We start from the raw sequence: 11,813 nt of genomic DNA, 5'->3' as shown, positions 1-11,813 counted from the left end.
CGTGGCCATCTTCCTGGGCAAGCCAAGAAGCGATCAACGGTGCGAATCAGATCCGGCCACGACAGACCACGCCGTATCAGGAAGCCGGCGAGTGGGGACCTTTGAAAGTGCTCAGGAAGGCCGCCCATATGGGTGCCTGGAAGAGAAGGACAGGACCGTGCGGGGTCTTGCTGTCCCGGACGGGGACAACGGCGGGGAGGCCGTCGGCGACCTCGACGCAGTTGTTCTGGCCCCCATCGCTGTAGCTCGATTTACGCCACGTCACGGTGTCCAGATCGAGAGTGCGGTTCATGATCGGTGTTCCTCCAGGATGCGCTCGATGAACGTCACCGATTCCGGCGGCGCCAGTGCCGCGTCTCGGATCTGATCGTAGGCCAAGCGGTACTTGAGGAAGTCATCCGATTCTTCGATCAGTTCGCCCGACGCGCTGCCCTCCAGATAGGCGACGGAGCTACCGTCCGGCTGCCACAACAAGGAGAGCGCGCCGTCGGGAACCGGCTGAACTCCCACACTGAACGGCAGCACCTGGACAGTGATCGACGGTTGTGCTGCGGAGAGGATGAGGTGGCTCAACTGGTCTTCCCAGATCTTGGGATCGGCCGGTACGCGTCGTAGTGCCGCCTCGTCAATGATCGCGCGGACAGTCGGCCGGGGTTTCCTGTGGAGCAACTCCTGTCGACCGATACGGGCAACGACCTGTTCCTCCAACTCCTCCTCGTCGATCTGTGTCGACCAGAGGGACAACAGCACACGTGCGAACCCCTCGGTCTGGAACAGGCCGGGAATGACCGGCGTGTACATGTGCATCACGTTGGCCGTGGCCTCAAGCCGCATGAATGCCTTGTACTGGTCCTTGAACACCTCCATCCGCGCCAGCTTCCACAGCCGTACCAAGAGGTCCCCGGTCTCGTAGTACGTGTCCAGGTCCTCCATCACCGGCCGTTTGGAGATGCGTTCGGCGGCTTCCAGCCGGTACAGGTAGCTCTTGTCGTAGTTGGTGTCCTCGGCGAGCTGGCTCAACGACTTGCCCTCCTTCTCACGGAGGTAGCGCAGAGTGCTGCCGAGTGCGCCCCGCGCTGAGTCCTCGTTGTCCTGAAGCTCCGGCCGTACGTTCATCGGCTTCTCCCCTTCGTCTCTCGTACCGCGTCCGCTGCCGTGCGGGGCGGCAACGTGTCGGCCCTGGTCAAGCCACCTGCTCAACGTGAGGCTTTGAGTGCAGCACGTGACGGACAACTGGAGCAGCCACATGACGGACAAGGAACTCGAAGCGGTGATGGAAGGAATTCAGCAGGCGGAGGCCGTACGGGAGGAGTTGGGGGCGGCGCTGGCCGGTGCCGGGATCACACTGCCCTCACTGGCGCTGGACGTCCCCATGGTCGCGGCATGCCACTCCGTCCCGCTCGTCGACCTCGGGCGCTGCAACCTCCCGACCGCCCGCAAGCTCGCGGCCGTTCTGCGGGCCGCCGGAACGGCGCGGTGAGCGAGGGAGCGGAGCCGCTCACGGCCGACGAGCGGCGCATGATGCTGCGGTTACTGGCCTGCTTGAGGAATGGCCTGGCGTGCGAGGCCGAGGAAGGCCGGGACGAGTCGCTGCCTGAGTCCACGCCGCGGGGAGACGGGCGACCGCTGAGGGAGCGGCTCCGGGAACTCAACCACTGGAGCAGCCACCGGGACGGGCGGCGGTGACCGGGTGGCAGTCGGACGTGGACTGGCTCGCACCACCACGGGGGACGGAAAACCTCCCTCGCGGCAGCCTGGTCGAGGATCCGGAATCCGGGCGCGTGGGGATCCTCCAGGACGTCACCGCGTGCGTCCCTCCCTGGCGAGGGGATCAGCGCCCGCGCCCGACCGCGTTCGTGCGTCCCGTCGGCGGGGGCCGGGAGTGGACCGCACCCCCGGAGCGGTTGCGACCGGCCGTCATCCAGGCCGACCGGGACCGTGTTCACTTCCACGGTCCCGGTCGGTCTGGATGACGGTCCACGCGGTCAGTGGTTGCGCGGGAAGCCCAGGTCGACGCCGGTGGGGGCGTCCGCCGGGTCGGGCCAGCGGGTGGTGACGACCTTGCCGCGGGTGTAGAAGTGCGTGCCGTCGTTGCCGTAGATGTGGTGGTCGCCGAAGAGGGAGTCCTTCCAGCCGCCGAAGGAGTGGTAGCCGACGGGGACCGGGATCGGGACGTTCACGCCGACCATGCCGGCCTCGACCTCCAGCTGGAAGCGGCGGGCGGCGCCGCCGTCCCGGGTGAAGATCGCGGTGCCGTTGCCGAACGGCGAGCTGTTGATCAGGTCGAGGGCCTCCTCGTACGTCTCGGTGCGCAGCACGCACAGGACGGGGCCGAAGATCTCGTCCCGGTAGGCCCTCGCCGTGGTCGGCACCTTGTCGAGCAGGGAGATGCCGATCCAGTGGCCGTCCTCGAAGCCGTCCACGGTGTGGCCGGTGCCGTCGAGGACGACCTCGGCGCCCTCGTCCGCCGCGCCGGCCACGTAGGAGGCCACCTTGTCGCGGTGGGCCCTGGTGATCAGCGGGCCCATCTCGGAGGCGGGGTCGTTGCCGGGGCCGATCTTGATCTTCTCGGCGCGCTCGCGGATCTTCTCCACCAGTTCGTCGCCGATCGCACCGACGGCGACCACCGCGGAGATGGCCATGCAGCGCTCGCCCGCCGAGCCGTAGGCCGCGGAGACGGCCGCGTCGGCCGCCGCGTCGAGGTCGGCGTCGGGCAGGACCAGCATGTGGTTCTTGGCGCCGCCCAGGGCCTGGACCCGCTTGCCGTTGGCGGAGGCGGTGGTGTGGATGTGGCGGGCGATCGGGGTGGAGCCGACGAAGGAGACGGCCCTGACGTCGGGGTGCGCCAGGAGGCGGTCGACGGCCACCTTGTCGCCGTGCACCACGTTGAACACGCCGTCGGGCAGCCCGGCCTCGGACAGCAGTTCGGCGAGGCGGATCGAGGCGGAGGGGTCCTTCTCGCTCGGCTTCAGCACGAACGTGTTGCCGCAGGCGATGGCGAGGGGGAACATCCACATCGGCACCATCGCCGGGAAGTTGAACGGCGTGATGCCCGCGACCACGCCCAGCGGCTGGCGGATCGACGCCACGTCGACGCGGCCGGCGACCTGGGTGGACAGTTCGCCCTTGAGCTGCACGTTGATCCCGCAGGCCAGCTCGACGACCTCCAGGCCGCGCGCCACCTCGCCGAGCGCGTCGGAGTGCACCTTGCCGTGCTCGGCGGTGATCAGCTCCGCGATCTCGTCGCGGTGGGCGTCGAGCAGCGCCCGGAACCTGAAGAGGATGGTCGTGCGCTGGGCCAGGGAGGACCGGCCCCAGGACAGGTACGCCTCCTTGGCGGCGGCGACCGCGGCGTCCACCTCCTCGACGGAGGCGAACGCGACCTTCGTGGTGACCTCGCCGGTCGCCGGGTCGGTCACCGGCCCGTAGGTTCCCGAGGCGCCTTCGGCGGTCCTGCCGCCGATCCAGTGGTTGACGATCTTCGTCATGACCGAGTGCTCCTTCGCAGATGGCGGCGTCGGGTGGGGACGTGCCGTTCGTACAGCTCGTGCGGCCCGGCCGCGGCCCCGGGGTGCCGCGGTCCGGCCACGGGTACATCCGACCAGGCCGGACCCCGCGGACGGGCCCGACACTGTGTCGGCCGTTCGGGTCCCCGCGTAGACACATGGGACCCCGGCGGCTCGGGGGACCCGGGCGGAACCTCCGGCGCGGGGCCGAGGCGGGCGGGGAGTCGTCGCTCGCACTTCGCTCCTGCCAAAGCGAAGCGGCGTCCCGCGCCGGAGGCGATCGGTGCCGGGGTGCCGCCGGTGGCGCCCCGGTGGATGTGCGGTCCCGTGCCGTCCGTGCCGCCCGTACGGCTGCGGCGGCTCATCCGGCGGCCCTCCGGAGGAGGCCGGCGCGGTCGGCCGGGGCGAGGGACCGGCCGCCGGCGCCGAGCGCGCCGCGTGCGGGGTGCCGGGCACGGATCCGGACCGGTCCGGCCGTGTCGACGGTCATGTCACGGCTCCCGCGGCGAGCGCCGCGTCGATCTCGCCGGGGGTGGGCATGGCGGAGGAGCACTCCAGGCGGGAGGCGACGATGGCCCCGGCGGCGTTGGCGTACCGCATGGTCCTCTCCAGGTCCCAGCCGGCCAGCAGTCCGTGACAGAGCGAGCCGCCGAAGGCGTCGCCGGCGCCGAGCCCGTTGAGGACGTTCACCGGCAGCGGCGGGACCTCGGCCGACCGGCCGCCCTGGTCCATGGCCAGCACGCCCTTCGGGCCCTGCTTGACGACGGCGGTTCGGACCCCGGCGGCGAGCAGGGCGCGGGCGGCGGCGTGCGGGTCGCGCTCACCGGTGGCGACCTCCACCTCGTCCAGGTTGCCGACGGCGACCGTGGTGTGGCGCAGGGCCTCGCGGTAGAAGGGGCGGGCCGCTTCGGGGTCGGTCCAGAACATGGGGCGCCAGTCGAGGTCGAAGACGGTGGTGCCGGACCCGGCGCGGTGGGCGAGGGCGGCGAGGGTCGCGGTGCGGCTGGGTTCCTCGCTCAGTCCGGTGCCGGTGACCCAGAAGACGCGCGCGTCGCGGATGGCGTCCAGGTCGAGGTCGTGGGCCTCGATCTCCAGGTCGGGGGCCTTGGGCCGGCGGTAGAAGTACAGCGGGAAGTCGTCCGGCGGGAAGACCTCGCAGAAGGTGACCGGGGTGGGCAGGCCGGGGACGGGGGTGACCCAGCGGTCGTCGACGCCGAAGTCGCGCAGGGCCTCGTGGAGGTAGGTGCCGAAGGGGTCGTCGCCGGTGCGGGTGATCACCGCGGTACGGCGTCCGAGGCGGGCCGCGGCGACCGCGACATTGGTCGCCGAGCCGCCGAGGAACTTGCCGAAGGACGTGACCCGGGACAGCGGTACGCCCGTCTGGAGCGGGTAGAGGTCCACTCCGATCCGCCCCATGGTGATCACGTCGTACGACATCGGTGTTCCCTTCGTACGGCTCGCACGGCTCTCGTCGTCCTCGCGGCCCTCCCCGGTTTGTAGCCCCGCACGGGAAGCCCTGTCAACATTTTGTCCGGACATTCGGACGAGAAGTATGGCGGGTGAAGACGGGAAGCACGGCGGGTGAACCGGCGGCGCCGGTGGTGGGGGGTCGTGTGCGTCAACGGGGCGCGCCGAGGAGCCGGCGCGCCCCTGTGCGTCAGGCCTGTCACAAATACCCGCGTACCGTCACAGCTGTCACATGTGCGCGGGCCGTGCGTCACACCCGGCGCACAGCCCCTGCCCCGCCGTCGGCCGGCCTCGTTCACCGGACGTGACCTTTGGTGATCGACAGCGCAGCACCCGGCTCCCCCGGACGGCCTCCCCGGCCGCCGCCGCGGTGCGCGCGGGGAGGTGCAGCCCGTGACCGACCGACAGCTGTGGTCCTACAAGGACATCGCGGCCCACATCAAGGTGCAGCCGGACACCGTACGTTCCTACCGCAAGCACGGGCTGCTGCCCCCGCCCGACCACGTGGAGGCCGGCAAGCCCTACTGGCGCGCCGACACCATCCGGGCCTGGGTCGCCGCCCGGCCGGGCAACCGCGGCCGCGGCGACGGCTGACCCGCCGCCGTCCGCCCGGCCGGGAGCGGGCGGTGCTCAGCTCCAGGGCTCGGCGACCGTCACGCCCGCCCCCGCGGCCGTGCCCATGGCCGCGAGGGCGGACGGGACCGCGTCCAGGCCGATGGTGGACGTCACCAGCAGGTCGGGGCGGAGCACTCCGGCGCGGACCAGTTCCAGCATCGGGGGGTAGGCGTGCGCGGCCATGCCGTGGCTGCCGAGGAGTTCGAGCTCCCACGCGACGGCACGGGCCATGGGGACCGGTGTGGTGCCGTCCGCCGGGGGCAGCAGGCCGATCTGGACGTGGCGGCCCCGGCGGCGCAGGCCGTTCACGGAGGCGGCGCAGGTGACGGGCGAGCCGAGGGCGTCCAGGGAGAGGTGGGCGCCGCCGCCGGTGAGGTCGCGGACCGCCCCCGCCGTGTCCCGCTCGGCCGACGCGTCCACGCAGTGCGCCGCGCCGAACCGCCGGGCCAGTTCCAGGGCCCGGGGCGACACGTCGACGGCGACGACCCGGGCTCCCGAGGCCGCCGCGATCATCACGGCCGACAGCCCCACCCCGCCGCAGCCGTGCACCGCCACCCACTCCCCCGCCGCGACCCGGCCCTGCCGCACCACCGCCCGGTAGGCGGTGGCGAAACGGCAGCCGAGGGAGGCGGCCGTCACGCAGGACATCCCGTCGGGGACGGCGACCAGGTTCACGTCCGCGTGGTCCAGCGCCACGTACTGGGCGAAGGACCCCCAGTGGGTGAACCCGGGCTGGGTCTGCCGCTCGCACACCTGCTGGTCGCCGGCCGCGCAGGCGGGGCAGCTCCCGCAGGCGCAGGCGAACGGGACGGTGACCCGGTCCCCGGCACGCCAGCCGGTGACCCGCACGCCGGCCGCCTCGACGACCCCGGCGAGCTCATGGCCGGGGACGTGCGGCAGCGCGATGTCCGGGTCGTGACCGCGCCAGCCGTGCCAGTCGCTGCGGCACAGGCCGGTGGCCTCGACGCGGACCACGACCCCGTGCGCCGCGGGCTCCGGGTCCGCGACCTCCCGCACCTCGGCCGGCTCCCCGTACCGCTCGAACACCACCGCCCGCATGGCCGGTCCGCCTTCCCTCGGTCGTCGCCTCCGGCGGAACGCTATCCCCCCTCCCGCGGAGCGGGGAGACGGCGGAGGACCGTCCCACCGGCGTGGCACCCCCATGACCGGCCCGGCTTGCGGACGGCGCCGCGGAACCCCCGCGCACCCGGGTGGGCGACACCTCCGGGCGGACCGGCGCGAACCGCCCGCCGCGGTCACCGCCGGCCCGGGCGGGCACCGGACCCGGCCCACCCTTCGTGGATTTATACCCCCTAGGGGTATACCCTGGGGGCGGAGGCCCCCCGTGGGCCCCGCACGCCCCACCTTCACACCCTCTTACGTCTCGACGAGGAGCAACGACATGACCTCCCAGACCGGCACCCAGGGTTCCGTCACCACCGTCTACAAGGTGAGCGGGATGAGCTGCGGACACTGCGAGGGCGCCGTGTCCGGCGAGATCTCCGGCATCCCCGGGGTCAGCTCGGTGACGGCGGTCGCCTCCTCCGGCGAGGTGACCGTGGTCTCCGCGGCCCCGCTCGACGAGGAGGCGGTCCGCGCGGCCGTCGACGAGGCCGGCTTCGAGCTGGCCGGCACGCTCTGAGGTCAGGGCCGAGCCACCGCACGGCGTGAACCGGGCCGCACGGGCCACCCGCCCCCCGCGGCCCGGCACGCCACCGCCCCCGAGTCCCGGACACCCCTGGAGTACGGACATGACCAGCACCACCGCCCCCGAGGCGCCGACCGCCGGACAGCCGGCGACCTCGGAGGTCGAGCTGCTCATCGGCGGGATGACCTGCGCCTCCTGCGCGGCCCGCGTCGAGAAGAAGCTCAACCGCATGGACGGCGTCACCGCCACGGTGAACTACGCGACGCAGAAGGCCCGGATCACCTGCCCACCGGGCACCGAGGTCGCCGAACTGATCGACACGGTGGTGCGGACCGGCTACACCGCCGAGGAGCCCGCGCCGCCGCGGGAGGAGGCGCCCGCCGCCGCACCGGCCGACCCGGAACTGGCCGGCCTGCGCCGGCGCCTGACCGTCTCCTCGCTCCTCGCCCTGCCCGTCGTCCTCATGGCGATGATCCCGCCCCTGCAGTTCGACAACTGGCAGTGGCTCTCGCTCACCCTCGCGGCCCCCGTCGTGGTCTGGGGCGCCGCCCCCTTCCACCGGGCCGCCTGGACCAACCTCCGGCACGGCGCGGCCACCATGGACACGCTGGTCTCCGTCGGCACGCTCGCCGCGTTCGGCTGGTCCCTGTGGGCGCTCTTCCTCGGCCACGCGGGCATGCCCGGCATGCGGCACCCCTTCGAACTCACCGTCTCCCGCACCGACGGCGCCTCCGCCATCTACCTCGAGGTGGCCGCCGGCGTCACCGCCTTCATCCTGCTCGGCCGCTATCTGGAGGCCCGGTCCAAGCGCCGCGCGGGGGCCGCCCTGCGGGCGCTGATGGAGCTGGGCGCCAAGGACGTGACCGTGCTCCGGTACGACGAGGGCGAGCGCGGAGCGCTCCCGGTCGAGGGCGGCGGGAGACGGCCGGGCGGGCGGGAGGTGCGGATACCGGCGGACCGGCTGGCCGTGGGCGACCACTTCGTCGTGCGCCCCGGGGAGAAGATCGCCACCGACGGCACGGTGCTGGAGGGCTTCTCCGCCGTGGACGCCTCCATGCTGACCGGCGAGTCCGTCCCCGTGGACGTCACCGTCGGCGACACCGTCACCGGCGCCACGGTCAACGCGGGCGGGCGGCTGGTGGTCGAGGCGACCCGGGTCGGCGCGGACACCCGGCTCGCGCGGATGGCGAAGCTGGTCGAGGACGCGCAGAACGGCAAGGCCCAGGTGCAGCGGCTGGCCGACCGCGTCTCCGGTGTCTTCGTCCCCGTGGTGCTGCTGATCGCGGCCGGCACCTTCGGGGTGTGGCTCGGCACCACCGGCGACACCGTCGCCGCGTTCACCGCGGCCGTCGCCGTCCTGATCATCGCCTGCCCCTGCGCCCTGGGGCTGGCCACGCCGACCGCGCTGATGGTCGGCACCGGGCGCGGCGCCCAGCTCGGCATCCTCATCAAGGGCCCGGAGGTCCTGGAGTCCACCCGCCGCGTCGACACCGTCGTCCTGGACAAGACCGGCACCGTCACCACCGGCCGCATGACCCTCCAGGCGGTGTACACCGCCGAGGGCACCGACGAGCACCTGCTGCTGCGGCTCGCGGGCGCCCTGGAGCACGCCTCAGAGCACCCCGTCGCCCGTGCGATCGCCGCGGGCGCCGAGATGAGGGTCCCCCCGCTCGAGCGAAGCCGAGAGCGGGGGAGCGCCGGGACGCTGCCGGTGGCCGAGCGCTTCGAGAACGTCCCCGGCCGGGGCGTACGCGGGCGGGTGGAGGGCCGCGAGGTGGCCGTGGGGCGGCTCTTCGAGGAGCTGCCGCCCGAGCTGGCCCGGGCCAGGGACGAGGCCGAGCGCGAGGGACTCACGGCCGTCGTGGCGGGCTGGGACGGGACGGCGCGCGGGATCCTGGCCGTCGCCGACACCGTGAAGGAGACCAGCGCCGAGGCGGTGCGCGAGCTGCGCGCCCTGGGGCTCACCCCGGTGCTGCTGACCGGCGACAACCGGACCGTGGCCGAGGCGGTGGCGCGGGCCGTGGGCATCGACCGGGTGATCGCCGAGGTGCTGCCGGAGGACAAGGCCGACGTCGTACGCGGGCTGCAGGAGGAGGGGCGCAGCGTCGCCATGATCGGCGACGGCGTCAACGACGCGGCCGCGCTGGCCGTCGCCGATCTGGGCCTGGCCCTGGGCACCGGCACGGACGCGGCGATCGAGGCGGGCGACCTGACCCTGGTGCGCGGGGATCTGCGGGTGGCGGCGGACGCGATCCGGCTGTCCCGCAGGACCCTCGGCACGATCAGGGGGAACCTCGTGTGGGCCTTCGGCTACAACGTCGCCGCGCTGCCGCTGGCCGCGGCGGGCCTGCTGAACCCGATGATCGCCGGCGCCGCGATGGCCTTCTCCTCGGTGTTCGTGGTGACGAACAGCCTGCGGCTGCGGGCGTTCCATTGAGGTCTTGAATTGGGGTGTACCTCTGGAGTCCGGTACGCCCCTCACATAAGCTCTTCACAAGGCTCGCGCATCTTCCTTACGCTTGAGTCCCGTTGAGCGGTTTGCGGGCTCTTGCGCACGTAAGGGACATATGCAAGAGACGCAGATCACAGTGATCTGAACGTAACCATCGAAGGGGTTCGAAGGTCTAAGTTGGCGATGTCGGGCAGCGTCTTGGGGGGCGCTTCCTGACATCTGGGGAATGTCTTGGGGGACTTTCCCTGGTGATTGCGTTGCCGGGACACGTACCAGCGGGAAGCTTTGAGCGGCCCTCCCGACCGTGCGCTGTCCCGGCAGACCGCATTCCGACGAGAGTGGCGGGTTCGCCCGTCGTGCTCACACAGCGATTCAGGCGCTGTCCTCACAGACGCCCGGCCGGATCCCGTGGGGGGAATCCGCACCGGGACATGGGAAGGCGCCCTGGTTCGTCGGCCCGTGGGGGGACCGGCGCCGGGGCGCCTTCTTCATATGCCCACCGTCCTGTCGTCCGGACGCTCCCCGTCGCACGGCGTTCCGGGCCCGGGGGCCCGTGACGTCCGAAGGCCCCGTACACGTCCTGCGTGCACGGGGCCCGGCGTTGCGGCTCGGAGCGGGGGTCAGCGCTCCTCGACCGGGACGAAGTCCCGCTCGACGATGCCCGTGTAGATCTGGCGCGGGCGGCCGATGCGAGAGCCCGGCTCCTTGATCATCTCGTGCCACTGGGCGATCCAGCCCGGCAGCCGGCCGAGGGCGAACAGGACCGTGAACATCTCGGTCGGGAAGCCCATGGCCCGGTAGATCAGGCCGGTGTAGAAGTCGACGTTCGGGTAGAGGCTGCGCGAGACGAAGTAGTCGTCGGAGAGCGCGTGCTCCTCCAGCTTCAGGGCGATGTCCAGCAGCTCGTCGGACTTGCCGAGGGCGGAGAGCACATCGTGCGCGGCGGCCTTGATGATCTTGGCGCGCGGGTCGAAGTTCTTGTAGACCCGGTGGCCGAAGCCCATCAGGCGGACGCCGTCCTCCTTGTTCTTCACCTTGCGGATGAAGGAGTCGACGTCGCCGCCGGCGTCGCGGATGCCCTCCAGCATCTCCAGCACCGACTGGTTGGCGCCGCCGTGCAGCGGGCCCCAGAGGGCGTTGATGCCGGCGGAGATCGAGGCGAACATGTTCGCCTGCGAGGAGCCGACCAGGCGGACCGTGGAGGTGGAGCAGTTCTGCTCGTGGTCCGCGTGCAGGATCAGCAGCTTGTCCAGCGCGGAGACGACGACCGGGTCGAGCTCGTACTCCTGGGCGGGGACCGAGAAGGTCATGCGCAGGAAGTTCTCGACGTAGCCGAGGTCGTTGCGCGGGTAGACGAACGGGTGGCCGATCGACTTCTTGTAGGCGTAGGCCGCGATCGTCGGCAGCTTGGCGAGCAGCCGGATCGTGGAGAGGTTGCGCTGGCGCTCGTCGAAGGGGTTGTGGCTGTCCTGGTAGAAGGTCGACAGCGCCGAGACCACCGACGACAGCATGGCCATCGGGTGGGCGTCGCGCGGGAAGCCCTTGTAGAAGTTCTTGACGTCCTCGTGCAGCAGGGTGTGCTGCGTGATCTCGCCCTTGAACCCGGTCAGCTCGTCGACGGTCGGCAGCTCGCCGTTGATCAGCAGGTAGGCGACCTCCAGGAAGGTGGAGCGCTCCGCCAGCTGCTCGATCGGGTAGCCGCGGTACCGGAGGATGCCGGCCTCGCCGTCGAGATAGGTGACCGCGGATTTGTAGGCGGCGGTGTTGCCGTAGCCGCTGTCCAGCGTCACCAGACCGGTCTGGGCGCGGAGCTTTCCGATGTCGAAGCCCTTGTCACCGACAGTGCTGTCGATCACCGGGTAGGTGTACTCGCTGCCGTCGTACCGCAGTACTACAGAGTTGTCGCTCACGTCTTCCCTCACCGACGTTGTGCCTCATCTTCGAGGTGCCCTGACTGTCTCTACCATCCCCCACTCGGCTCAGGTGAGTGCACTCGGGGTCGCCCATCGGGCCTATTGGCGGCACTCAGTGCCGTCAACTAGCCCATCCTGCCCCCTGTGTTCCCCATCCGGAAGAGCCCTGTGACCTTTGCGACTCATTTGATCGATCATTTTTTGGGGGGGAC

Annotated in this window: 12 protein-coding genes and 1 pseudogene; 5 read left to right on the top strand and 8 right to left on the bottom strand. The window is 71.6% G+C overall.

The window, feature by feature from the left end; genetic code table 11:
• Nucleotides 1–76: 76 nt before the first annotated feature.
• Both ACF07S_RS04835 and ACF07S_RS04830 read right to left on the bottom strand, forming a co-directional pair.
• Complete coding sequence (locus ACF07S_RS04835; protein ID WP_391962258.1) at nucleotides 77–292, bottom strand: DUF397 domain-containing protein; 216 nt, start codon at nucleotides 290–292, stop codon at nucleotides 77–79.
• A complete protein-coding gene (locus ACF07S_RS04830; protein ID WP_391962259.1) occupies nucleotides 289–1,116 on the bottom strand; it encodes a helix-turn-helix domain-containing protein in 828 nt (275 codons plus the stop codon). The genes ACF07S_RS04835 and ACF07S_RS04830 overlap by 4 nt, the downstream gene beginning before the upstream one ends.
• 106 nt (nucleotides 1,117–1,222) lie before the next feature.
• Here ACF07S_RS04830 and ACF07S_RS04825 point away from each other — a divergent pair, with 106 nt between their 5' ends.
• Nucleotides 1,223–1,480 carry a hypothetical protein gene (locus tag ACF07S_RS04825; protein WP_391962260.1) on the top strand — a complete coding sequence of 86 codons (258 nt, stop codon included), beginning with the start codon at nucleotides 1,223–1,225 and terminating at the stop codon, nucleotides 1,478–1,480.
• Nucleotides 1,477–1,686, top strand: coding sequence for a hypothetical protein (locus ACF07S_RS04820; protein WP_391962261.1), 210 nt, complete (start codon nucleotides 1,477–1,479; stop codon nucleotides 1,684–1,686). Before ACF07S_RS04825 ends, ACF07S_RS04820 begins: the two co-directional genes overlap by 4 nt.
• A gap of 299 nt (nucleotides 1,687–1,985) precedes the next feature.
• On the opposite strand, the gene mmsA is transcribed toward ACF07S_RS04820, so the two are convergent.
• From mmsA to iolC, 4 genes and pseudogenes are all read right to left on the bottom strand, one after another.
• A complete protein-coding gene (gene mmsA / locus ACF07S_RS04815; protein ID WP_391962262.1) occupies nucleotides 1,986–3,488 on the bottom strand; it encodes a CoA-acylating methylmalonate-semialdehyde dehydrogenase in 1,503 nt (500 codons plus the stop codon).
• A 206-nt stretch (nucleotides 3,489–3,694) separates the two neighbouring features.
• Nucleotides 3,695–3,793 (bottom strand): annotated as a pseudogene (locus ACF07S_RS04810) (5-deoxy-glucuronate isomerase); the annotation flags it as partial.
• A 74-nt stretch (nucleotides 3,794–3,867) separates the two neighbouring features.
• Nucleotides 3,868–3,996 carry a hypothetical protein gene (locus ACF07S_RS04805; protein WP_391973441.1) on the bottom strand — a complete coding sequence of 43 codons (129 nt, stop codon included), beginning with the start codon at nucleotides 3,994–3,996 and terminating at the stop codon, nucleotides 3,868–3,870.
• Entirely contained in the window at nucleotides 3,993–4,943 is a 951-nt protein-coding gene (iolC, locus tag ACF07S_RS04800; protein WP_391973440.1) for a 5-dehydro-2-deoxygluconokinase, read from the bottom strand. The genes ACF07S_RS04805 and iolC overlap by 4 nt, the downstream gene beginning before the upstream one ends.
• A 423-nt stretch (nucleotides 4,944–5,366) precedes the next feature.
• Between iolC and ACF07S_RS04795 the strand changes: the two genes are divergently transcribed.
• On the top strand, nucleotides 5,367–5,567 hold the full coding sequence (locus ACF07S_RS04795) for a helix-turn-helix transcriptional regulator (protein ID WP_391962264.1): 201 nt from the start codon (nucleotides 5,367–5,369) through the stop codon (nucleotides 5,565–5,567).
• A 36-nt stretch (nucleotides 5,568–5,603) separates the two neighbouring features.
• On the opposite strand, the gene ACF07S_RS04790 is transcribed toward ACF07S_RS04795, so the two are convergent.
• Complete coding sequence (locus tag ACF07S_RS04790; protein ID WP_391973439.1) at nucleotides 5,604–6,647, bottom strand: zinc-dependent alcohol dehydrogenase family protein; 1,044 nt, start codon at nucleotides 6,645–6,647, stop codon at nucleotides 5,604–5,606.
• Between the two features lie 343 nt (nucleotides 6,648–6,990).
• Between ACF07S_RS04790 and ACF07S_RS04785 the strand changes: the two genes are divergently transcribed.
• Together ACF07S_RS04785 and ACF07S_RS04780 are read left to right on the top strand one after the other, a co-directional pair.
• Nucleotides 6,991–7,230, top strand: coding sequence for a heavy-metal-associated domain-containing protein (locus ACF07S_RS04785; RefSeq protein WP_391962266.1), 240 nt, complete (start codon nucleotides 6,991–6,993; stop codon nucleotides 7,228–7,230).
• Nucleotides 7,231–7,339: 109 nt separating this feature from the next.
• Nucleotides 7,340–9,673 carry a heavy metal translocating P-type ATPase gene (locus ACF07S_RS04780; protein WP_391973438.1) on the top strand — a complete coding sequence of 778 codons (2,334 nt, stop codon included), beginning with the start codon at nucleotides 7,340–7,342 and terminating at the stop codon, nucleotides 9,671–9,673.
• Nucleotides 9,674–10,308: 635 nt separating this feature from the next.
• On the opposite strand, the gene ACF07S_RS04775 is transcribed toward ACF07S_RS04780, so the two are convergent.
• Nucleotides 10,309–11,598, bottom strand: a complete 1,290-nt coding sequence (locus ACF07S_RS04775) for a citrate synthase (protein ID WP_391962268.1) — start codon at nucleotides 11,596–11,598, stop codon at nucleotides 10,309–10,311.
• Between the last annotated feature and the right edge of the window lie 215 nt (nucleotides 11,599–11,813).

It is taken from the genome of Streptomyces sp. NPDC016640, from assembly GCF_043076215.1.
Taxonomy (GTDB): domain Bacteria; phylum Actinomycetota; class Actinomycetes; order Streptomycetales; family Streptomycetaceae; genus Streptomyces.
This window is presented reverse-complemented; position numbering and strand designations above follow the sequence as displayed.